Origin of the sequence: Streptomyces sp. NPDC017202 (assembly GCF_044331705.1) — a bacterium.
In the GTDB taxonomy this organism is placed as follows: domain Bacteria; phylum Actinomycetota; class Actinomycetes; order Streptomycetales; family Streptomycetaceae; genus Streptomyces.
Genome location: NZ_JBIRNP010000015.1, coordinates 81,939 through 104,410, shown reverse-complemented (window position 1 = coordinate 104,410; position 22,472 = coordinate 81,939). Strand labels below are relative to the sequence as shown.

Genomic DNA, 22,472 nt, shown 5'->3' with positions numbered 1-22,472 from the left:
TCTGGGTGGGACACCCCTGGCCCGGGGTGCGCGGTCTCACCCGATCGTGCGATGGACGTTCTCGTGTCCGGACGGTCCCGCGGTGGTGTCGGCGATCCACGGGCCCTCGCCCGAGGGATCGAGGACGCCCTGTTCCAGCCACTCGTAGGTGCCCGACAGGACACCCTTGACGACCTTGCGGTCGAGGTCGTCGGTGTTGGACCACAGGCGGGTGAAGAGTTCCTCGACCCGGATGCGGGACTGGCGGCAGAAGGCGTCGGCGAGCTGGTAGGCCTCGCGGCCGTGCTCGCCGCGGGAGCGCAGCAGTTCGGCGCGCACGCAGGCCGCGCTCATCGCGAACAGTTCGGCGCCGATGTCGACGATCCGGCCGAGGAAGTTCTGCTTGGTCTCCATGCGGCCCTGCCAGCGGGACATGGCGTAGAAGGTGGAGCGGGCCAGCTTGCGGGCGTGCCGCTCGACGTACCGCAGGTGCGGGGAGAGGTCGACCTCGTGCCGGAACTCGGTGAAGGAGTTCGGGAGCTGACCGGGCCCCGCGACCAGCTTCGGCAGCCACCTGGCGTAGAAGACGCCCGCGCCCGCGCCCGCCCGCGCCTTGTCCCGGAGGGTCTTGTCGGGGTCGATGAGGTCGCCTGCGACCGAGAGGTGGGCGTCGACGGCCTCGCGGGCGATCAGCAGGTGCATGATCTCCGTCGAGCCCTCGAAGATGCGGTTGATGCGCAGGTCGCGCAGGACCTGTTCGGCGGGGACCGCCCGTTCGCCGCGGGCGGCGAGGGAGTCGGCGGTCTCGAAGCCGCGGCCGCCGCGGATCTGGACCAGTTCGTCGGCCATCCGCCAGCCCATCTCGGAGGCGAAGAGTTTGGCCAGGGCGCCCTCGATGCGGATGTCGTTGCGGTTCTCGTCGGCCATCTGCGAGGACAGGTCGAGCACGGCCTCCAGGGCGAAGGTGGTCGCCGCGATGAAGGAGATCTTCGCCCCGACCGCCTCGTGGGCGGCGATGGGCCTGCCCCACTGCTCGCGGGCCGCCGACCACTCGCGGGCGATCTTCAGGCTCCACTTGCCGGCCGCCACGCAGGAGGCGGGCAGCGACAGGCGGCCGGTGTTGAGGGTGGTCAGCGCGATCTTCAGACCGGCGCCCTCGGGGCCGATGCGGTTCGCGGCGGGGACGCGGACCCGGTGGAAGCGGGTGACGCCGTTCTCGATGCCGCGCAGTCCCATGAAGGAGTTGCGGTTCTCCACGGTGATGCCGGGCGAGTCCGCCTCCACGACGAAGGCGGTGATGCCGCCCTGGTGGCCCTCGCTCCGGGGGACCCGGGCCATGACGACCAGCAGGTCGGCGACGACGCCGTTGGTGGTCCACAGCTTCACGCCGTCGAGGACGTAGTGGTCGCCCTCGGGTACGGCGCTGGTGGCGAGGCGGGCCGGGTCGGAGCCGACGTCCGGCTCGGTGAGGAGGAAGGCGCTGATGTCGGTGCGGGCGCAGCGCGGCAGGAACCGCTGCTTCTGCTCGTCGGTGCCGAACAGTTTCAGGGGCTGCGGTACGCCGATCGACTGGTGTGCCGAGAGCAGCACGCCGACCGCCGGGCTGACCGAGCCGACCAGGGCCAGCGCCTTGTTGTAGTACACCTGGGTCAGGCCGAGCCCGCCGTACTTGGGGTCGATCTTCATGCCGAGGGCGCCGAGTTCCTTGAGGCCGGCCACGACCTCGTCGGGGATGCGGGCCTCGCGTTCGATGAGGGCGCCGTCGATCCGCGTCTCGCAGAACGCGCGGAGCTCGGCCAGGAACCGCTCGCCGCGCCGTACGGCCTCGCCGGCGGGGAGGGGGTGGGGGTGGATGAGGTCGAGGCGGAAACGGCCCAGGAACAGTTCCTTGGCGAAGCTGGGCTTGCGCCAGTCCTGTTCCCGGGCGGCCTCCGCCACCTGTCGGGCCTCACGTTCGGTGACGACGGGCTTCTTGAGGGGTGGTGCGGACATGAGGCTCACCTCGCCGCGAATCGGGATCTCGGACCGCATCGGTCACCGAATCGGTCGCCGATGGGTGCTACCCGATCGTTGGTACCCGATCCGGGGCGAACCCACCACCCCTGGCGCGTCCGGTCAGCCGACGGTGACCGTGTACGACTTCGTGTCCAGACGGCCCTTGCCCTTGAAGACCTCGGTGCCGGACTCGATGCCGGAGACGTACTTGTCGTTGCTCAGCAGCTTGCGCCGGACGAGTGCCTGGGTGAAGTCGTCGAGGTCGATCGTGGCCCTGGTGGTGTTGGTGCGGCGGACGAAGGAGTAGACGTTCCAGCCGATGTCGCCCCGGTAGATGTCCCACATGGCGCCGCCCAGGCTGACGCTGCCGTACTTGGTGCCCAGCGGGCCCGCGCCGCCCTGGCGGTTGAGCCAGATCATGACCTCGTCGGTGGGCTGGTCCTGCCAGTCCGCGGTGTTCTTGTCGTGCAGCCACAGGTCGTGGGCGACGTTCATGACACCGGGGTTCGCGGAGACGGAGAAGTCCCAGCTCACGGTCACCTTCTTGCGGTCGCCGACCCGGATCGGCAGTCCGGTCCTCGCCTTGTCGACCTTCCAGCCCCAGTGCCAGCCGAGGACGGTGCTGGCGTAGGACTTCACGTCGTAGTCCTTGCCGGTGGCGCTGTTGGCCCAGTCGTAGCTCGTCCCCCAGGAGATGGTCGAGCCCGTCTGGGAGTTGTCCCAGACGCACTGGCTGCCGACGGCCTTCTCCTGGTTCCAGAGGTTGTTGTTCACGTAGTACTTGCCGAGCGTGACGGTGTCGAACGCCGCGCACTTCCTGCTCGACTCGCCCGCCTGGGCGACGGTGACGCCGGCGGCGGCCGCGAGGGCGACCGCGGCGGCGACGAGGCCCTTCGCCGTCCGGGAGAGGCGGGGTCTGCGGTGTTGCATCGGGGGTCCTTCCGGGGGGACGGTTCCTGTACGTCCTCCCAGTGGTCGCAGCGGGCACGCGAGGTTGCCGCGGCCCGCGGAATCCGGCCCGCCGGACCGTGCCGGGGAAACGCCGGAGAAACCCTGTCGAAGCGCTTCGACAACCTATGGACACCCACTCCCGCTAGAGCTACTGTCAAAGCACCCTCACTCGCCCTTGTTCCCCCTGCGCACTGTCGAAGCGCTTCACACATCTTGGAGAGCTGGATGGTCACCCTCGCCGAGGTCGCCCAGCACGCCGGAGTCTCGGCGAGCACGGTGAGCTATGTCCTCAGCGGCAAGCGGTCCATCTCCGCGACCACCCGGGAGCGGGTCGAGCAGAGCATCCGCCAGCTCGGCTACCACCCGAACGCGGGCGCGCGGGCCCTGGCCAGCAGCCGGTCGAACATCATCGCGCTGATGATCCCGCTGCGCACCGACATGTACGTACCGGTGATGATGGAGATCGCCATCGCGGTCGCCACCACGGCGCGTACGCACGGCTACGACGTCCTGCTGCTCACCGGCGAGGAGGGTCCCGACGCGGTGCGCCGGGTCACCGGCAGCGGACTCGCCGACGCGATGATCCTGATGGACGTCCAGCTCGACGACGAGCGGCTGCCGCTGCTGCGCGATGGGGGCACCCCCGGTCGAGCGAAGTCGAGAGGGGGGGACGACCAGCCGTCCGTCCTGATCGGGCTGCCCGCCGACACCACGGGCCTGACCTGTGTGGACCTCGACTGGAGTGCGACCGGCGCGCTGTGCGTGGAGCACCTGGCGACGTTCGGGCACCGCGACCTCGCCGTCATCGGCGAGGCGCCCGCGGTGTACGAGCGGCACACCGGTTTCGCCGAGCGCACCCTCGAAGGACTCCGGTCCCGCGCGAAGGAACTGGGTCTGCGCGTGCTGCACCGCCCCTGCGAGAACGGGTACGACGCCATGGCGGTGACGCTGGCCCGGATCCTCGACGAGCGGCCCGGCACCACCGGCTTCGTCGTGCAGAACGAGTCGGCGGTCGAGCCGCTGCTCGCGCTGCTGCGCCAGCAGGGCCGGGCCGTCCCCGAGGACGTGTCGGTGGTCGCCATCTGCCCCGACCAGGTGGCCGTGCAGGCGTCGGTGCGGCTGACGTCGGTCGCCATCCCCGCGCAGGAGATGGGGCGGCGGGCCGTGGAGCAGCTGGTGGCCAAGCTCGACGGCCGGGGTGACGACGACGTGGTGCTGCTCGCCCCGGAGCTGACGGTCCGCGCGAGTTCGGGCCCCGCGCCGGCCGCTTCCTGACCGGACGGCCGCACCACCCCCGCGCGTCCCCGACGTCCCGCCCGACCCGCACGTCCCCGCCCGACCTGCACGCCCCCGCTCGTCCCCGTTCGTCCCCCGACGTCCCGCCCGACCCGCACGCCCTCACTCGTCCCCGCTCGCCCCCCGACGTCCGGACGTCCCGACGTCCCGACGTCCCCGAGCCGCACCGGTGCCGCGTCCGTGGCACCCCCATGTCTCTTCCTCCTCCATGACTCACTCCTCCAGGAGCACAGGAGCACGCCACGTGAATCAGCCTGCCGAAAACCAGCCTCAGGTCAGCCTGGCGCAGTCGTCTCCCACCGTCGGTACCTTCCGCGAGCGGGACGGTGCGCTGGAGTGGAGCGGCCGCCAGGAGACCGTCCGCGTCGAGCCGTGGGGTCCGGACGGGGCCCGGGTCCGTGCGCGGCTCGGCGGTCCCGTCCTCGACGGTCTGCCCGGCGCGCTGCTCGCCGAGGCGCCGCCGGCCTCCTCCACGGTCGAGATCGAGCAGGGGCGGGGCCGGCTGACGGTCGGCGCGCTCACCGTCGAGGTGGACGCCGAGGGGCTGGTCCGGTTCCTGGACAGCTCCGACGACCGGGAGCTGCTGGCCGAGGAGCGCGCCCACTTCTGGTGGCCCGGCCCGCGGCTCTACACGGCCGTCGGAGGCGGCCACCACCGTCTGGAGCAGCGGTTCGCCGCCTACGACGACGAGAAGCTCTACGGCCTGGGCCAGCACCAGCACGGGCGGCTCGACCAGAAGGGACTGGTGGTGGACCTGGTACAGCGCAACGCCGAGGTCGGCATCCCGGTGCTCACCTCCAGCCGGGGCTACACCCTGCTGTGGAACAACCCGGCGATCGGCCGGGTGGAGCTGGCGCACAACGGGACCCGCTGGGTGGCGGACTCGGCCCGCCAGATCGACTACTGGGTCACCGCGGGCACCCCGGCCGACGCCCAGCGCCGCTACAGCGCGGTGACGGGCCGTACGCCGATGCTGCCGGAGTGGGCGGCCGGCTTCTGGCAGTGCAAGCTGCGCTACCGCACCCAGGACGAACTCCTGGCCGTGGCACGGGAGTACAAGCGGCGCGGGCTGCCCCTGGACGTCATCGTGTGCGACTTCTTCCACTGGACGCACCTGGGCGAGTGGAAGTTCGACCCGAAGGAGTGGCCGGACCCGGCCGCGATGGTCCGCGAACTGGACGAGCTGGGCGTCAAGCTGGTGGTGAGCGTCTGGCCGTCGGTGTCCCCGCTGTCGGAGAACCATCCGGTGATGGAGCAGCGCGGCTACTTCATCGGCACCCAGTACGGCCCGACGGCGCACGCCGACTGGCCGGACAAGGAGGTCGCCACCCCGGTCCAGGTCGCCTTCTACGACGCCACCAACCCCGACGCCCGGGAGTTCGTGTGGTCGCGGGTCCGCGACAACTACCTGGCCCCCTACGGGATCACGGCGTTCTGGCTGGACGCCTGCGAGCCGGAGCTGAAGCCGGGCTTCCCGGAGAACCTGCGGTACTGGGCGGGGCCGGGCCTGGAGGTCGGCAACCTGTACCCGGCCGAGAACGCCCGGACCTTCTACGAGGGCCTGCGCGCGTCCGGCTGCGGCGACGACGAGATCATCACCCTCAACCGCTCGGCGTGGGCGGGCAGTCAGCGCTACGGCGCCGCCCTGTGGTCGGGTGACATCGGCACCGACTTCGCGACCCTGCGCCGGCAGATCGCGGCGGGTCTCAACACCGCCCTGTCGGGCATCCCGTGGTGGAACACCGACATCGGCGGCTTCCACGGCGGCGACCCGGACGACCCGGAGTACCGCGAGGTGATGGTCCGCTGGTTCCAGTTCGGCGCGCTGTCCCCGCTGATGCGCCTGCACGGCTTCCGCGACCCGGGCATGCCGCTGGGCCCGGACATGACCGGCGGCCCCAACGAGGTGTGGTCGTACGGCGAGGAGGCCGGGGCCGTCCTGGAGAAGTACCTGCGGCTGCGCGAGCGGCTGAAGCCGTACGTGCTCCACGTCATGCGGGAGGCGCACGAGGAGGGGCTGCCGGTGATGCGGCCGCTGTTCCTTGAGTTCCCCGACGACCGGGCGGCCTGGTCCGTCGACGACTCCTACCTCCTCGGCCGTGACCTGCTGGTCGCCCCGGTGCTGACGGCGGGCGCGACGGTCCGCACGGCCTACCTCCCGGCGGGCGCGCGCTGGACGGACGCCTGGACGGGTGAGGCGTACGAGGGCGGCTCGGCCGTGACGGTCGACGCGCCGCTGGACCGGATCCCGCTGTTCCTGCGGGACGGGGCGCGGCTGCCGGTGGCCGGGTAGCCGCGGCGGACGAGGAAGCGCGGCCGGTCCCGTCCCGGGGAGGGAGGAAGGGGCCGGCCGCGCCGCACCGGCGGGGCGGGGGCGGGGCCGCTCACGCGTGCCGCGCGGCCCCGCCCCGTACGGTCAGCTGCTGCTGACGGTGAGGTTGTCGGTCTGGAAGTTCAGGCCGCCCGAGGACGAGGTGATCTCGAAGCCGAACTGGACGTCGCCGATGGTCTCGTTGCCCATCCAGCCCTTGGTGTCCTTGATCCACTTGAGGATCGGGAGGATGTTCACGGTGCCGGACGACGAGTTCGAGGTGCGGATGAACGAGAACACCTCGTTGGCGCCGTTGCTGCCCTTGTAGACGGTCCAGGTGTGACCGCCCAGCGTCACGGTGCCCTGTGAGGTGCCGAGGGGGCCGACGGCGCCGGTCTTGTTGACCCAGAGCATGATCTCGTAGTCGTAGTCGGTGTCCCAGATGTCGTACGAGGAGTTGTAGGCACCGGACGACGGGACGGTGACGTTGTAGCTGCTGCTGAGGGAGCCCAGCGAGGTGATCGACTTGTTGATCACCTTCTTGGCGTTCGGGTAGGACTTGATGCCACCGGTGTTCGGGTGGTCGGCCCAGACGCCCCAGTTGGTGCCGGAGTTGGCCCAGACGCACTGGCTGCCGGCGCCGGAGCCCCAGATGTTGTTGTAGAGGGTGTAGCCGTCGATGCTGGTGTTGCCCCACTGGTCGCAGGAGTTCCAGACGGCCGCCTGGGCGGGGGCGGCGGCGAGGCCTACGGTGGCGCCGAGCGCCAGGGCGGGGGCGAGCAGGGCCTTGGTGACCCTGCCGAGGGTGCGAGGTGCCATGGTGTCCCTTCCATGGGTGGGGGGATGCGGGGGGATGTGCGGGGAGCTACCACGTCCCCAGGGTGAGGACGTGGTCCTCTCCGGCGACGAGGTCGAGCGGCTCCGTGCCGGAGGAAGTCAGGACGTCGATGCGGTGCGTGCGGTGCGGGCGCAGGACGGCGCGGGCTCCGCCGGGACCCCAGGCGAGGTCGAGGACGGCGCCGAACCGGGTGCGCACGCCCCGCAGTTCGCCCGTCGGGAGGGCGGGCACGGGGGCGGGCAGCAGGACCAGCCGGTCGGGGGTCGACTGGACGAGCGCCTCGATGACGACGGCGGGCAGGGTGTGGGCGGCGTCCGCGTTGTAGACGTCGCGGCGGGGGTAGTGGGCGCTCATCAGGGAGGCGTGGAAGAAGTCGCCCTCCAGCACCCGGGCGAGCGCCTCGCCGACGCGCCGGCCGTCGCGCAGCCGGGCCGCGACCAGCGCGTGGTGGAGGTGGCCGTGCGCGGAGTGGTTCTCGGCGCCGCGCAGTTCGAGCGCGCGGTGGGCGGCGGCCGCGAGCGCGGGCGTGTCGTAGGGGTTGATCTCGTCGAGGGGCCAGACGGCGTACAGGTGGCTGAGGTGGCGGTGGTCGTAGGTGTCGCCGAGGCCGGGCCAGGCCCATTCGGCGAGGGCCCCGTCGGCGTTGACGCGGTGCGGCGGGAGCCGGTCGGCGAGGGCCCGCAGGCGGGCCGCGTCCTGCGGGTGGTAGGCGGCGGCGGTGCGCAGGGCGTGCCGGGCTGCGGAGAGGTCCATGGCCGCGTTGACCGCGCCCCAGCTGCCGCCCGCGGGCCGGTTCTCCGGTGAGTAGGACGGGACGACGACGAGGTGTCCGTCGGCGTCGGTGCGGGTGAGGAAGTCCTCGTAGAACAGGGCGGTCTCGGCGAGCGCGGCGGCGGTGCGGGGGTCGTGTCCGCCGTGCGTCTCGTCGTGGTCGACGAGCGGTTTGAGCAGCCAGTCGGCGCCGGCCGTCCACAGGTGGAGCGGGTACTCGCGGCTGAAGTGGTAGGTCAGTCCCGACTCGCCGTCGGTGTGCGGCGGGGCGACGATCCCCCGGGCGCCGAAGATCGCGCGGGCGTTCTCCCGCCAGTCGTCCCGCTGGCGGTGGACGAGGGCTGCGAGGGCCGCGGTGACCTCGGGCAGGGCGGCGGCGGCCGCCGACGCCGTCTGGAGGTTGAGGTTGGCGTCGGTGGTGAACGCGCCGGCCCAGGCCGTGTCCCAGTCGCCGGTCCACAGGCCGGTGAGGCGGGGCGGGAGGAGGCCGCTCGCGCTGAGGAGGTGGTAGCGGCCGGCGGCGAAGAGCCGTTCCAGGAGCGCCGTGCTGCCGGGGCGCCCGAGCAGCTCCGAGCCGGGCAGGGCGCGTTCGTCCGGGTCGGCGGCGAGGTCGAGGGCGACCCGCTCGTAGGCGGTGCGGTGGAGTGCCGTGTGGCGGTCGAGGAGGTCGTCGTACGTGCGTCCGGCGAGGACGGCGCGCAGGGCGCGGGTCTCCTCGGTGACGTCGAGGTCGCCGGTGTGGCGGCGGACGCGGGTGAGGAGCAGGACGGAGTCGGCGCCCTCGACGCGGGCGCCGGGGGCGGCGAGGGAGAGCCGGCCGCCGGTCACCGCGACGAGGGTGACGCCGGTGTACCCGCGGTCGCTGTCCGGGTAGCGGGCGCGGAGGCTGAGGACGGCGCCCTCCGGGGTGAGGAGCGCGCCGTGGCCCACGCCCAGGCGGGCGGGCGCGTTCGGGAGCCGGTGGTCCAGGGTGATGTCGAGGGTGAGGGTCGGGGCGGTGATGTGCTGGACGACGACGTCGTCCGCGCGGGAGACGAGGACGCGGCTGGTCCAGTCGGCGGTGGCGGCGGTGACCTCGCCGGTGCGGAAGTCGACGTCACGGCGGTAGTCGCGGGTGTCGGCGTCCGGCCGCCGGAGCCGGATCTGGAAGGCGGGGTGGAAGGGCTGCACCCACTGCAGGGGCCGTCCGTCGGTGAAGTCCTCGGCCGCCGTGAGGTCCCCGGCGAGCAACCGGTCCTGGAGGCCGGGGAGTTCGGCGGCGAGCCGCGGGGGTCCGGCGTGTTCGGCGCCGTTGGGGCGGACGAGGGTGTGGTGGGTGACGACGATCCGGTCGTCGTCCGGATCGCCGAACACGAGGGCGCCGTGGTGTCCGTTGCCGCTGAGGAAGCCGTCCTCCCAGCGGGCGGCCGGGCGCGGTTCCCAGGTGCCGTGGACGGGTCCGGCGGTCATGACGAGAGCACCGCGACGCCGTGGCGGCCGAGGGTGATCCGGTCGGTCACCTCGGCGTCGGTGAGGAGGTCCCAGTGGGTGCCCGGCACGTCGACGGTCACGGACCCGCGCCCGTGGTGGAGCAGGAACAGCAGGTCACCGCGGCGGACGGCCTCGACCCGGTCGGGCAGGCCGGCGAGCACCGGGACGGCCCCCGCGCCGGCCGCGATCCGGGCGAGCAGGTCGCGCAGGGAGTCGGGTTCGGGAAGCGTCGAGACGTACCAGGCGCGGCCCTTGCGGAGCACGGCGGGCAGGCCGTCGAGGTCTCCGCCCCGGTAGGAGGCCTCGACCACGGCGTCGTCGGTCTTCTCGATCTCCTCCGACCACAGGGTGCCGCGGAAGCCGTCGCACGCGGCGTGCTCCCCGGGGTCCAGCGGCCACCACTCGTGCAGGGTGCGGATGCTGAACAGCTCGCGCAGCCGGGCGTCCATGCCGCCGGGGCGGATCCGGTCGTCCTCGTCGGCGACGCCGGTCAGGAAGCCGCTGACGAGGGTGCCGCCGCCGCGGACGTAGGCGAGGAGGTTGTCGACGGCGGTGTCGGTGAGGAGGTACAGCTGCGGGACGACGACCAACTTGTACCCGCCGAGGTCGTGTTCGGGGTGGGCGAAGTCGGTGGTGAGGTGGGACTCCCACAGGGCGCGGTGCCAGGCGTGCAGGACGGCCGCGTGCTCGACGTGCGCGGAGGGCCGGGCCTCCTGGGAACTCGCCCACCAGGCGTCCCAGTCGTGCAGGACCGCGATGTCGTTCACGCTGTGCCGGCCGGCCACCCGCGCGGAGATCCTGGCGAGGTCGGCGCCGAGCCGCTTGACCTCCTGGAAGGTGCGGCCCTCCTCCCCCGCGTGGCCGACCATGCCGGAGTGGAACTTCTCCGCGCCCTGGCGGGACTGGCGCCACTGGAAGTAGCAGACGGCGTCGGCGCCGCGGGCCACGGCCTGCAGGGACCACAGGCGGTTGAGGCCGTGCGGCTTGGGGTGGTTCACTCCGCGCCAGTTGACGGGTCCGGCCGCCTGTTCCATCAGCATCCAGGGGCCGCGGGCCTGCGAGCGGGTCATGTCCTGGACGAGGGCGCCGTGCTGGGCGCCGAGCGGGTCGCGCGGGTCGGGGTAGAGGTCGACGGAGACGACGTCCTCCTCCTCGGCCCAGCGCCAGGCGTCCTGGCCGGCCCACAGCGGCATGAAGTTGCTGGTCACGGGGAGGTGCGGGGTGGCCCGGCGGACGATGTCCCGTTCGGCGGTGAAGCACTCCAGGAGCATGTCGGAGGTGAACCGCTTGAAGTCCAGCACCTGGGTGGGGTTCTTCAGGTAGTGGGCGTGGCGGGGGGTGTGGATCTCGGCCCAGTCGCCGTAGCCCTGGCTCCAGAAGGCGGTGCCCCAGGCCTCGTTGAGGGCGTCGAGGGTGCCGTACCGGGCCCGGAGCCAGTGGCGGAAGCGGGCGGCGGCCTCGTCGCCCCAGTCGTAGGTGCAGTACTCGTTGTTGATGTGCCACATGGTCAGGGCCGGGTGGCCGCCGTAGCGGGCGGCGAGGTCCTCGGTGATCGCGGCGGCGAGGCGGCGGTAGGTGGCGCTGGAGTGCGAGAAGTGCTGGCGTCCGCCCCACCACTCGGTGCGCCCGTCCTGGTCGACGGGCAGGGTGTCGGGGTGGAGGTGGCCCGTCCAGGGCGGGGGCGAGGCGGTGGGCGTGGCGAGGACGACCCCGACGCCGTGCTCGTGCATCAGGTCCATGAGCCGGTCCAGCCAGCCGAACTCCCTTGCTCCGGGGCGGGGTTCGATCTTCGACCAGGAGAAGACGCCGAGGGTGACGGAGTTGACGCCGGCGTCCTTCATCAGCCGGACGTCCTCCTGCCACGTCTCCTCGGGCCACTGCTCGGGGTTGTAGTCGCCGCCGAAGAGGATGCGGCCGTTGGTCACGGTGTCCAGGCCGGGCATCAGACGGGCTCCCCGTACTGGATGCCGCGCCCGTTGGTGGCGAGGTAGACCCGGCCGTGGACGCGCGGGTCGCCGGTGATCGTCTCGCCGGTCCAGCCCCACTGGTGGGCGTCGTCGTTGATCCGGATCCAGCTTCCCGCCTCGTCGTCGGAGCGGTACACGGCGGTGATCGCCTCGACGGCTCCGACCAGGTAGACCGCCGGGTAGGCGGCGCCGTCGGCCGCCTTGCCGAAGCCGAGGGTGTACGAGGACCGAGGGCCGGCGACCTTCGAGAAGGTCGCGCCGCCGTCCGTGGACCGGTACAACCCGTTCCATTTGGTGCTCAGCCACAGGTCGCCGGACCGGCCGGGCGCCGCGACCAGCTCGAACTGGCTGTCGCCCGCGGGCAGTCCGGTGGCGCGCGCGGTGAAGGTCAGGCCGCCGTCGGTGCTGGCGAAGAGCGTCCCGGTGTCGGTGTCGTACGCGTAGAAGCGGGTGGGGTCGGCCGGGTCGGCGACCGGTGTGGCGCCCTTGGGGAAGGAGGGGACCTCGGACCAGGTGGCGCCGTGGTCGGCGGAGCGGTGGGCGGGGTACTTGGTGCCGTCCCAGTGCACGAACACCCACAGCAGCACGCTGCCGTCGGTGTTGACGGCGATCGGGCCCGGCGCGTCCTTGCCGAGGGCGGGCTGGGCCGCGAAGGGCGTCCAGGTGCGTCCGCCGTCGTCGGAGCGGGCGCCGTTGCCGTGGTCGCCCCAGCCGGTGCGCACGACGTACGACGGTCTGGCCGCGGCCATCGCCAGTCCCGTGGCCGTGCCGGTCACGGGGTTCGTGGCCATGCCGCGGGAGGGCGAGGCGGTGAGCCTGTCGTGGTACAGCACACCGATGTCCCCGGAGCCGCTGATCAGGTGCGCCCGCCCGGCCGGGGGCGAGATCAGGTGGCGCACGGACGTCTCCTCCAGGCCGCGGATCTGCGGGGCCCAGTGCTTCAGGTCCCGGGTGCCGTAGAGGGTCGCGCCGGTGCCGTACACGAGGTGCCGCGAGTCGTACGGGTCGACGGCGACGGCCTGGATCCACCAGCCGAACTTGGGCCGCTCCTCACCCCACTCGAGGTAGGGGGTCTCCGACACGTCGAGGACGGCGGTGTCCTTGAGGGAGGTCCAGGTGCGGCCGCCGTCGGTGCTGCGGTACAGGGTGTCGACGGCCGCCCAGCGGTTGTTGGTGGAGACCACGACGGTGCCGGGGCGGCGGGCGTCCACGGCGGCCCCGCCGTAGCCGAAGCGGTCGGCCGAGCCGTCGCTCGTGGTCCCGCCGGGCTTCACCGGGGTGACCTCGGTCCAACGGCCGGTGACCGTGGCCAGCTTGTGCACGCTGCCGTCGGACTGCCCGTTGGGTCCGGGGGTGTCGGCGTACGTCACGTACAGCTCACGCGCGTGCCGGTCGTACGCGGCCCGGACCGGGACCTTCGCTGCGGTGCCGGCGGGCTGTCCGGGGACGGGCTCCCAGGTGGTGCCGTCGGCCGTCCGGAAGAGGTTGGGGTTCGTGCCGTCGGAGTCGCCCCAGCCGGCGTAGAGGGTGCGGCCGGCCGCGACGAGGAGGGTGACGCCCTGCCCGGTGGGGCTCGCGGTCGCCGGGAAGGCGTCCGCCGCCTTCCAGGTGGCGCCCCGGTCCGTGGACTTCAGGAGTCCGTCGTGCCGTGTCCCCAGCCAGAGGGTGTCGCTGTCGCGCGGGTCCACCAGGAGGCGTTCGCCCGTGCCCCGGCCGTCCTCGTTGGCGCCGAGCTTCACGGTGAGGTCGGTGCGCGTCCAGGTGGCGCCGCGGTCCTCGGAGCGCAGGACCGCGCCGTTGCCGGCCCAGGACTGGGCGTAGGTGCCGAGGGCCAGGTAGAGGCGGTCGGGGTGGGCCGGGTCGACGGCGAGGGCCTCCACGCCGAGGAGGTTCCAGTCGTCCCAGCCGAGGTGGTCGGTGAGGGGGGTCCAGCGGGCGGTGCGGTCGTCCCACCGGTAGGCGCCGCCGATGTCGGTGCGGGCGTAGGCGAGGCCGCGGACGGACGGGTGGAAGAGAACGCCGGTGATGAATCCGGTGCCGCCGATGACGGCGGTACGCCAGCGGTAGGTCGGGGTGGCGGCGAATTCGGTGCCGTACGCACGACCCTGGAGCACGGGGACTGCGGTGAGCGCGGCGGCGGCCGCGGTCCCGGCGAGAACGGCACGCCTACTCAAACTGGACGCGTACATGACACATACCTCGTTCTGCGAAAGGGGAGTGGGGAGACCTGTCCAGGGGCGCGGGGAACTGCGCGACCGGCCACGACGGACCCACCGCCGGGAACCCGCAGAAGCTCCCCCTCACGCACCCGCCCGGGCTTCAGCCCTTGACCGCGCCGGTCAGCATGCCCTTCTTGAAGTGCCGCTGCACGAACGGCGAGAGCACCGCAACCGGCACCAGGGCCAGTACCATCACGGCCATCTGCACGGCGAGCGGATGGAGTTGACCCGTGTTGATCTGAGTGGCCAGTCCGATCGGCCGTTCCTGCTTCTGGACGAGCTGGATCATGACGTTCTGCAGCGGCATCATGTCCTGGTCGCTCAGATAGATCGACGCGTTGAACCAGGCGCTCCAGTACCCGACCGCGTAGAAGAGCCCGATCACCGCGAGCACTGCCCGCGACAACGGCATGACGATCTTCCAGAGAATCCGCCAGTCCCCGGCCCCGTCGATACGGGCGCTGTCGATGAGCTCCGGCGAGATGCCCATGAAGAACGAGCGCAGGACCAGGATGTTGAAGACGCTCACGGCACTGGGCAGGATCAGCGCGAGGTAGGTGTCGGTCAGCCCGAGTCCCTGCACCAGCAGGTACGTCGGAATGAGGCCTGCTCCGAAGAACATGGTGGCGAGGAGCAGCATCAGGAACCAGCGGTGACCGAGAGAGCCGACCCGCGAGAGGCCGTAGGCGCACAGGACGGACACCGTCATGCTGAACAGCGTGCCGAACAGGGTCACGCCCACGCTGACCAGGGCGGCGCGCTGGACCTGACCGCCGCTGAGGAGTTCCTGGTAGGCGACGAAGGTGATGTCCTTGGGGATCACCACCAGGCCGCCGGTCGCGTCGATGGTCTTCTTCGACGAGAGGCTGGTGACGATGACGATCCACAGCGGGAAGATGATCGCGAAGCAGGCCAGGGTGAGGACGATCCCCTTGCCGGCGAGGCCCGCCTTCGAGGGCTCTTCCTCCCAGGCCGGCCGCTCCGGGGCCGCCCACAGGCTCGGCTTGGACGCGGCCCGGCCGGGCGTGTCGGGCTGGTCGATGACAGCACTCACTTCTTGTACACCCCCTGCTCACCCATGAGATGGGCGACCTTGTTCGCGGTCAGCACGAGGGCCAGACCGACCACGCCCTTGATCAGGCCGGCGGCGGCGGCGTAGCTGAAGTCCTGGTTGCGGATGCCGTTCCACCACACGTAGGTGTCGAGGACCTCGGAGGCACCCGGGCCCACCGAGTCGCGTTGGAGCAGGAGTTGCTCGAATCCGACCGTGAGAGCGTCGCCGACGCGCAGCACCAGCAGCAGGGCGATCACCGGGCGCAGTGCGGGAAGCGTGATGTGCCACATGCGGCGCCAGCGTCCGGCGCCGTCCATCGCGGCGGCCTCGTACAGGTCGTTGGAGACGGCGGAGAGCGCGGCGAGGAAGACGATGATGCCCCAGCCTGCGTCCTTCCAGACGCCCTCGGCGGTCACCAGGAACTTGAAGATCCCCGGGTCGGTCATCAGGTCGAAGCCGTTGTGGCCGTGCTGGCGCAGAGTCTGCGCGATGATGCCGGCGCCGCCGAAGATCTGCTGGAAGACGGTGACGACCAGCACCCACGAGAAGAAGTGGGGCAGGTACATGATCGCCTGGGCGACCGCCCGGACCCGGGGCCTGATCACACTGTTGATGACCAGGGCGAGCAGGATCGGGATGGGGAAGAACAGCACGAGCTGGAGTGAGAACAGCACGAATGTGTTCTGCACGGCGTGCCAGAAACCGGAGTCCTGGAAAATCCGCTCGAACTGCTCGAAGCCGACCCAGGGGCTCTCGAACATGGCGATGAAGCCGTTGTCGCTGAGGTACGGGTCGTAGTCCTGGAACGCGACCACATTGCCGAAGATCGGAATGTAGTTGAAGACGAGTAGCAGCAGGACGGCCGGCAGGGTCATCAGGATCAGCGTGCGGTCGCGTCTGAACCTGAGCCGGATGCTCAGCTTCCCCGAGGGCTGCTCGCCCTGGGGCCCGGCGGCGCCACTGGACGCCACCGCGGTCTCCTCGTCGGTCTTCGCCTCGGCCCCGGACCGAGGCACCGTGCTATGGGACACGGCTTTCTCCTTGCCTCAGCCCTGGGTCAGTTGGCCGCGGAGCCGTTGTCGTCGAGCAGCTTCTTGTACCAGTCGCGCAGCCCGTCGCCGCCCTTGGACTTCCAGTCGGACACGGCCTGCTGGACGTCGCTGATCTTCTTGCGGCCACGGACGACGTCGTCCTCCAGCTGCTCGAAGTCGTTGGCGAGGTTGGTGAAGCGATTCGGCTCGGTGATGGTCAGGCCGTAGAAGGAGGACTTCTTGGTGAAGGCTCCCATGCGCTGCTGCCACTCGACCTGGAGCTTGGCGATCTCGGGGAGGTCGGGGTGGGCGAGGTAGGAGGCCGGGTCGCCGGTGTAGTCGTAGGCGCCGAAGACCTCGTTGTTGCCCTTGGTGGTCTTCGTGGGCAGGCCGCCCTTCAGCGTGTAGTCGATGCCCTCGACGCCGTAGACGCTGAGCATGTACTCCTTGGTGCCGTACGGCGCGGCGCAGAAGTTGGCGAGCGCCAGGAAGTCCTTGATCTGCTGCTTGGACGCCTTCTTGTTGACGAAGGTGAAGATGCCGGCGGGCTGCGTCGCCCACAGCGTGGGGTCGCCGCCGTCGGGGGCGAAGATGTCGAACGCGCCCATCTCGAAGCCGGTCTTCTGGATGCGCTGTTCGGCCGTCGAGGCGTACCAGTAGGAGATGTCGCCGTTGAAGACGAGGGACTGGCCGGCGGTGAAGCGGTTGGACGCGTCGCCCTTGACGGCCTTGGCGTCGGGGTGGACCACGTCGGCCGAGTAGAGCTTGCGCATCCACTCCAGGGCTTCGAGGTACTCGTCGGTCTCAATGCGGTTGACGAGCTTGCCGTCCCTGAGGTCCCACCACAGTGCCTTGTCGCTGCCGTTGAGGACGCCGTAGATGTTGAAGGCGGTCCACTTCAGGTCGTCGCAGGCCCACACCTTCGCCTTGGCGTCGGTGGCCTCCTTCGCCCAGGCCAGGAACTCGTCCGCGGTCTTGGGGAGTTCGTAGCCCTTCGCCTCGAAGATGTCCTTGCGGTAGAAGGGCACGATGTTCGTGACGTACGAGGCGGGCATCGGGACGGCGCGCAGCTGGCCGCCGAAGATGGAGCGCTGCCAGGCGTCGGTCGGTACCGCCGCGAGGTTCGGATACGCCTTGACCTTGTCGCCGGACAGGTAGGGACCGAGGTCGGCGAACTTGGCGTTGATGGCGCTGGGTATCTTGCCGTTCAGGTTCCAGCCCGGGACGACCACCACGTCCGGGAGGTCGCTGGAGGCGAGGACGGCGCCCAGCTTCTCGTCGTAGGTGTTGCCGTCCTGGTTCTGCCAGGTGACCTTGACGCCGACGGCCTCGTTCACGGCCGTGTAGTACGGGTTGTCGTTGGAGGGCGGGCTGCCCCACATCGGCGCCATGATCTTCAGCTGGCTGCCTCCGCCGAGCTTCTTCGGTACCGAGGTCTTCAGGGCATCCAGGTCGATCGCCTTGGTGAAGCCGGCCGACGAGCCGTTCTTCGAGGGGATGTCCGGCACGACGACGCTGGACGCCACGAACGTCGGAAGAAGCTTCTCGGCCGCCTTCCCGGAGGTCGTGCCGTCCTTGCTCCCTTCCTGCCCTCCGCCGCAGGCGGCGAGCAGCGGCATCCCGCCGGCCACCGCTGCGGTGGCGACCGCCGTGGAGGCGAGGAAGCTTCTCCGGCTGGGCCCGGAGGAACCGGAGGAGGAGGCGGCGTTCGGCGTCATTGCGTCAACCCTTCATGGCGCACCAGGACACCCGGCGGTGGCCGTCGGCTGCGGTGTCTCGAGTGGAACTGGCTGAGCTGAAGCGCCGCGGTCCCCGATCATCGGAGGTCTGGCCGCCTGACGGCGGTGGCTCCGCACTGTCGAAGGATCGTCGAAGCGCTTCGATGTTGCAGTGAGGTTAAGTGAAGGCATGGGGGTGCACAAGGGTCGCTCCCAAGATTCCTCCGAGCTGTTCGGGATTGCTCCGCGCTCATACCGGGCTTGAAATGACGACCATGAGTCCCCGTCGTTACCGTGAGGTCCCTTGACACCCACCCCGGGGCCGAATGAGCATCGAAGCGCTTCGAAAGCGTCTTCCCGCTCCACCGCAAAGGGAACCTCACGTGACCGCATCCACGCCGCCCGCCCCGCCGTTCCGCGATTCGAGCCTGCCGTTCGCGAAGCGCATCGACGATCTGCTGTCGCGACTGACCCTTGAGGAGAAGATCTCCTTCCTGCACCAGTTCGCGCCCGCCGTGGAACGGCTGGGCGTCGGGGCGTTCCGCACCGGCCAGGAGGCGCTGCACGGGGTGGCGTGGATGGGCCCGGCGACGGTGTTCCCGCAGGCCGTGGGGCTGGGCGCGACCTGGAACCCGGAGCTGGTGCGGCGGGTGGGCGAGGCGGTGTCCAGGGAGGTCCGCGCGATGCGCGCCCGCGACGAGCGGGTCGGCCTCAACGTCTGGGCGCCCACGGTGAACCTGCTGCGCCATCCCCTGTGGGGCCGGGGCGAGGAGGGCTACTCCGAGGACCCGCGGCTCACCTCCGCCATCGCCACCGCCTACACGCACGGTCTGCGCGGCGAACATCCGACCTACTGGCGCACGGCCCCGGTGCTCAAGCACTGGCTGGCCCACAACAACGAGACCGGCCGGGACGTCACCTCCTCCTCGGTCCGCCCGCGCGTGCTGCACGAGTACGACCTGCGGGCCTTCCGCGACACGGTCGAGGCGGGCGCGGTGGCCGGGGTGATGCCCGCGTACAACCTGGTCAACGGGCGCCCCAACCACGTGTCGCCGTATCTGCGCGAGCAGCTGCGAACGTGGACCGAGCAGGAGCTGCTGGTCTGCTCGGACGCGGGCGCGCCCTCCAACCTGGTCGACTCCGAGCACTACTTCGACACCCACGAGGAGGCGACGGCGGCCTCGCTGACCGCCGGCGTGGACAGCTTCACCGACCACGGCACCGACGGCTCGAAGATCGTCGAGCGGGTCACGGGGGCGTACGAGCAGGGGCTGCTGACCGAGGCGGACATCGACGCGGCGGTCCGCCGCCAGCTCTCGGTGCGGTTCCGGCTGGGCGAGTTCGACCCGCACCACGACCCGCACGCGGGCACCGGCGCGTTCGACACCCCGGCCCACCGCGCCCTCGCCCGGGAGGCCGCCGAACAGGCCGTGGTGCTGCTGCGCAACGACGGTGTGCTGCCGCTGGCCGCGGACACCCGGATCGCGGTGGTCGGCCTGCTCGCCGACGAGTGCAAGCTCGACTGGTACAGCGGCACCCTGATCCACCGCTCCACCCCCCTGGAGGGGCTGTACGAGCGGTTCGGCACGGAGCGGGTGGAGTTCGCGGAGGGCGTGGACCGGGTCCTGCTGCGGACCGCCGCCGGAACGTTCCTCAAGGTGTTGCCGGCCCCCGACTCCCCCGACGGGGCGCGCGGCGCCGAGGGCGCCCTCGACCCGGCGCTGCTCGCGGGCCGCACCGACCTGCCCCCGCTCACCACCGACCCCGACGGAACCGAGTTCGCCCTGGTCGACTGGGGCGGGGACGTGCTGACCCTGCGCGCCCCCGACGGCCGTTACCTCTCGGTCGCCGAGGACGGCTTCCTGCGCGCCTCCGCGGAGCAGCCGGGCGGCTGGGTGGTGCAGGAGACGTTCCGTCTGGAACCCCATGGCGACGGTCACCTCCTGCGGCATCTCGGCACGGGTCGCCACGTCCGGGTCGCCGCCGACGGCGTGAAGGTTGCCGACGTCGGCGACGGGGATCCCGAGGTGTTCGGCCTGGTCGTCACCGAGCGGGGCGCGGAGACGGTGGCGCGGGCGGCGGCCGGGGCGGACGTGGTCGTGGTGGTGGCGGGCAACGACCCGCACATCAACGGCCGCGAGACCGAGGACCGTACGACCCTGCGGCTGCCCGGACAGCAGGAACGGCTGCTGGAGGCCGCCCGGAGCGCGAACCCGCGGACGGTGCTGGCGCTGGTGTCGGCGTACCCGTACGCGATCGAGCCGGAGCACCTGTCCGCGGTGCTGTGGACGGCGCACGGCGGGCAGGCCGCGGGCACCGCCCTGGCCCGGGTGCTGGCCGGTGACGTCTCCCCCGCCGGCCGGCTCCCGCAGACCTGGTACGCGGGCGACGCGGACCTGCCCGACCTGCTGGACTACGACGTGATCGGCGCCCGCCAGACGTACCTCTACTTCGAGGGCGATCCGCTGTTCCCGTTCGGGCACGGCCTGTCGTACGCCTCGTTCGGGTACGACGGCCTGGCGGTGCGGGTCGGGGAGGACTCGGTGCGGGTCTCCTTCACGGTGACCAACACCGGCGGGGTGACCGCCGACGAGGTCCCCCAGCTCTACGCACGGGCGGTGGACCCGTCGGTCCCCCGTCCCCGGCGTGAACTGCTGGCGCACCACCGGGTCACGCTGGCGCCCGGCGCCCGCACGGAACTGTCCTTCGAGGTGGCGCTGTCCGCCTTCGCGTTCTGGGACGTGGCGCGGGGCGGCTGGCGCCGCGAACCGGGGGCGTACGACCTGCTGGTCGGTGCGTCCAGCGAGGACGTGCGGCTGCGGACGACGGTGACGCTGGACGGCGACGCGGCCGCCCCCCGGCCGGTCCTGCGCGACGGGCTGGCCGCCGTCGACTTCGACGAGCACGGCGGCGCGGAGATCGTGGACCGGACGAAGGTGTCGGGCGACGCGGTGACCCCCGCGGCGGGCGGCAGGGCCGAACTGCTCTACCGGGCCTGCGACTTCGGTGCCGGTGTCACCGGGGTCACGCTGGAGGTGGCGGGCGGGGGCACGGTGGAGATCGCGGCGGCCGACGGACCACCGGTGACCCTGACCCTCGACACGCCCACGCCGGGGCCGTACGCCTACACCACGCTCGACGCCCCCTTCACCGCCGAGGGCGTCCACGACCTGCGCATCGGGCTGCGCGGCCCTCTGCGGCTCGCGCTCGTCGGCTTCTCCGGTCGAGGGTCCGGGGACGGCTGACGCGACGAAGGGGCCCGGCACCGACGGGGATCGGTGCCGGGCCCCTTCCGGAACACGTCAGAGCTTGCCGAGCACGTCAGAGGGCGAGACCGGTGAGGACCAGCACGCGCTCGTAGGTGTAGTCGTCCATCGCGAACCGGACGCCCTCGCGGCCCACTCCGGACTGCTTGGCGCCGCCGTACGGCATCTGGTCGGCGCGGTAGGAGGGCACGTCGCCGATGATCACGCCGCCCACCTCCAGCGCCCGGTGGGCACGGAAGGCGGCCTGGAGGTCGTGCGTGAACACGCCCGCCTGGAGGCCGTACTTGGAGTCGTTGACGGCGGCGAAGGCCTCGGCCTCACCGTCGACCTTGCGCACGGTGAGGACCGGTCCGAAGACCTCCTCGCAGGCGAGAGTGGTGTCCGCCGGCACGTCGGCGAGGACGGTCGGCGCGTAGGAGGCGCCCTCGCGCTTGCCGCCGGCGAGGAGGGCGGCGCCCGCCGCGACCGCCTCGTCGACCCAGGTCTCGACGCGCTTGGCCGCGTCCTCGCTGACCAGCGGGCCGACGTCGGTCCGGTCGTCGGAGGGGTCCCCGGTGACCTGGGCCTCGACGGCGGCGACGATGCGCGGCAGCAGCCGGTCGTACACGGAGGCGTCGGCGATGACCCGCTGCACCGAGATGCAGGACTGGCCGCCCTGGTAGTTGGAGAAGGTGGCGATGCGGGTCGCGGCCCAGTCGAGGTCGGCGTCGCTCGCGAAGTCGCCGAGGACGACGGCCGCGCCGTTGCCGCCCAGCTCCAGGGTGCAGTGCTTGCGGGGCACCGAGTCCATGATCGCGTAGCCGACCTTCTCGGAGCCGGTGAAGGAGATCACCGGCAGCCGCTCGTCCTGGACGAGGGCGGGCATGCGGTCGTTGGAGACCGGCAGGATGCTCCACGAGCCGGCGGGCAGACCGGTCTCGGCGAGCAGCTCACCGAGGATCAGGCCGGAGAGCGGGGTGGCCGGGGCCGGCTTCAGGATGATCGGCGCACCGGCCGCGACGGCCGGGGCGACCTTGTGGGCGCACAGGTTCAGCGGGAAGTTGAACGGCGCGATGCCGAGCACGACCCCCTTGGGGAAGCGCCGGGTGAGGGCCAGCCGGCCCTGGCCGCCGGCGTCGGTGTCGAGCCGCTGGGCCTCGCCGCCGTTGAACCGGCGGGCCTCCTCGGCGGCGAACCGGAACACCGACACCGCCCGGCCGACCTCGCCCCGCGCCCACTTGATCGGCTTGCCGTTCTCGCCGGAGATCAGCTGGGCGATCTCCTCGGTGCGCTCGGCGAGCCGCTTGCTGACGTGGTCGAGGGCGGCGGCACGGACGTGCGCCGGGGTGGCGGCGAACTCGTCCCGCACGGCGTACGCGGCGGCCACGGCCTCCTCGACCTGCGCGTCGGTCGGCACGCTGACCCTGCCGACGAGACGGCCGTCCCACGGGGAGGTGACGTCGAAACTGTCCTCGCCGGTGACCTGGCGGCCGGCGAGCCAGAAGGCGTGGGTGGAGGTCATAGGGATCCCGGCCCTTCCGCGTAGTGGGGTGTGCTGGCTTTTCCTGGTCCACGGTAGGGGCGCGGGGCCGGAGGGTCGCTTGTCCGACTCGTAGTGGTGGGGGCC

The 22,472-nt window shown here is 71.6% G+C and carries 13 protein-coding genes; 3 read left to right on the top strand and 10 right to left on the bottom strand.

Annotated elements, in window-relative coordinates; translation table 11 throughout:
* Positions 1-36 precede the first annotated feature (36 nt).
* Entirely contained in the window at positions 37-1,971 is a 1,935-nt protein-coding gene (locus ACH4N1_RS25565) for an acyl-CoA dehydrogenase family protein (RefSeq protein ID WP_398100415.1), read from the bottom strand.
* Positions 1,972-2,094: 123 nt separating this feature from the next.
* The gene (locus tag ACH4N1_RS25560; RefSeq protein WP_398100413.1) at positions 2,095-2,904 is read right to left on the bottom strand and encodes an endo-1,4-beta-glucanase; all 810 of its coding nucleotides are present in this window, start codon (positions 2,902-2,904) and stop codon (positions 2,095-2,097) included.
* Positions 2,905-3,150: 246 nt separating this feature from the next.
* On the opposite strand from ACH4N1_RS25560, the gene ACH4N1_RS25555 reads away from it, so the two are divergent.
* Both ACH4N1_RS25555 and ACH4N1_RS25550 read left to right on the top strand, forming a co-directional pair.
* A complete protein-coding gene (locus tag ACH4N1_RS25555; protein ID WP_398100412.1) occupies positions 3,151-4,200 on the top strand; it encodes a LacI family DNA-binding transcriptional regulator in 1,050 nt (349 codons plus the stop codon).
* Positions 4,201-4,465: 265 nt separating this feature from the next.
* Positions 4,466-6,514: a TIM-barrel domain-containing protein gene (locus ACH4N1_RS25550; RefSeq protein WP_398100410.1), complete on the top strand. Its 2,049-nt coding sequence runs from the start codon at positions 4,466-4,468 to the stop codon at positions 6,512-6,514.
* A gap of 123 nt (positions 6,515-6,637) precedes the next feature.
* On the opposite strand, the gene ACH4N1_RS25545 is transcribed toward ACH4N1_RS25550, so the two are convergent.
* The 7 genes from ACH4N1_RS25545 to ACH4N1_RS25515 form a co-directional block, all read right to left on the bottom strand.
* A complete protein-coding gene (locus tag ACH4N1_RS25545) occupies positions 6,638-7,351 on the bottom strand; it encodes a hypothetical protein (RefSeq protein ID WP_398100408.1) in 714 nt (237 codons plus the stop codon).
* Positions 7,352-7,397: 46 nt separating this feature from the next.
* Positions 7,398-9,590: a glycosyl hydrolase family 95 catalytic domain-containing protein gene (locus ACH4N1_RS25540; protein ID WP_398100406.1), complete on the bottom strand. Its 2,193-nt coding sequence runs from the start codon at positions 9,588-9,590 to the stop codon at positions 7,398-7,400.
* Entirely contained in the window at positions 9,587-11,554 is a 1,968-nt protein-coding gene (locus ACH4N1_RS25535) for a beta-galactosidase (protein ID WP_398100404.1), read from the bottom strand. The genes ACH4N1_RS25540 and ACH4N1_RS25535 overlap by 4 nt, the downstream gene beginning before the upstream one ends.
* Positions 11,554-13,767 (bottom strand): 1,4-beta-glucanase, encoded by a 2,214-nt coding sequence (locus tag ACH4N1_RS25530; RefSeq protein ID WP_398100402.1) that lies wholly within the window; start codon positions 13,765-13,767, stop codon positions 11,554-11,556. The genes ACH4N1_RS25535 and ACH4N1_RS25530 overlap by 1 nt, the downstream gene beginning before the upstream one ends.
* Before the next feature lie 130 nt (positions 13,768-13,897).
* On the bottom strand, positions 13,898-14,851 hold the full coding sequence (locus ACH4N1_RS25525) for a carbohydrate ABC transporter permease (RefSeq protein WP_398100401.1): 954 nt from the start codon (positions 14,849-14,851) through the stop codon (positions 13,898-13,900).
* Positions 14,848-15,882 (bottom strand): ABC transporter permease, encoded by a 1,035-nt coding sequence (locus ACH4N1_RS25520; protein WP_398100400.1) that lies wholly within the window; start codon positions 15,880-15,882, stop codon positions 14,848-14,850. Before ACH4N1_RS25520 ends, ACH4N1_RS25525 begins: the two co-directional genes overlap by 4 nt.
* Positions 15,883-15,908: 26 nt before the next feature.
* Positions 15,909-17,600, bottom strand: a complete 1,692-nt coding sequence (locus ACH4N1_RS25515; protein ID WP_398100398.1) for an extracellular solute-binding protein — start codon at positions 17,598-17,600, stop codon at positions 15,909-15,911.
* Positions 17,601-17,983: 383 nt separating this feature from the next.
* Here ACH4N1_RS25515 and ACH4N1_RS25510 point away from each other — a divergent pair, with 383 nt between their 5' ends.
* Positions 17,984-20,845, top strand: coding sequence for a glycoside hydrolase family 3 C-terminal domain-containing protein (locus ACH4N1_RS25510; protein WP_398100396.1), 2,862 nt, complete (start codon positions 17,984-17,986; stop codon positions 20,843-20,845).
* 76 nt (positions 20,846-20,921) lie between these two features.
* On the opposite strand, the gene ACH4N1_RS25505 is transcribed toward ACH4N1_RS25510, so the two are convergent.
* Positions 20,922-22,367 (bottom strand): aldehyde dehydrogenase family protein, encoded by a 1,446-nt coding sequence (locus tag ACH4N1_RS25505; RefSeq protein ID WP_398100394.1) that lies wholly within the window; start codon positions 22,365-22,367, stop codon positions 20,922-20,924.
* Between the last annotated feature and the right edge of the window lie 105 nt (positions 22,368-22,472).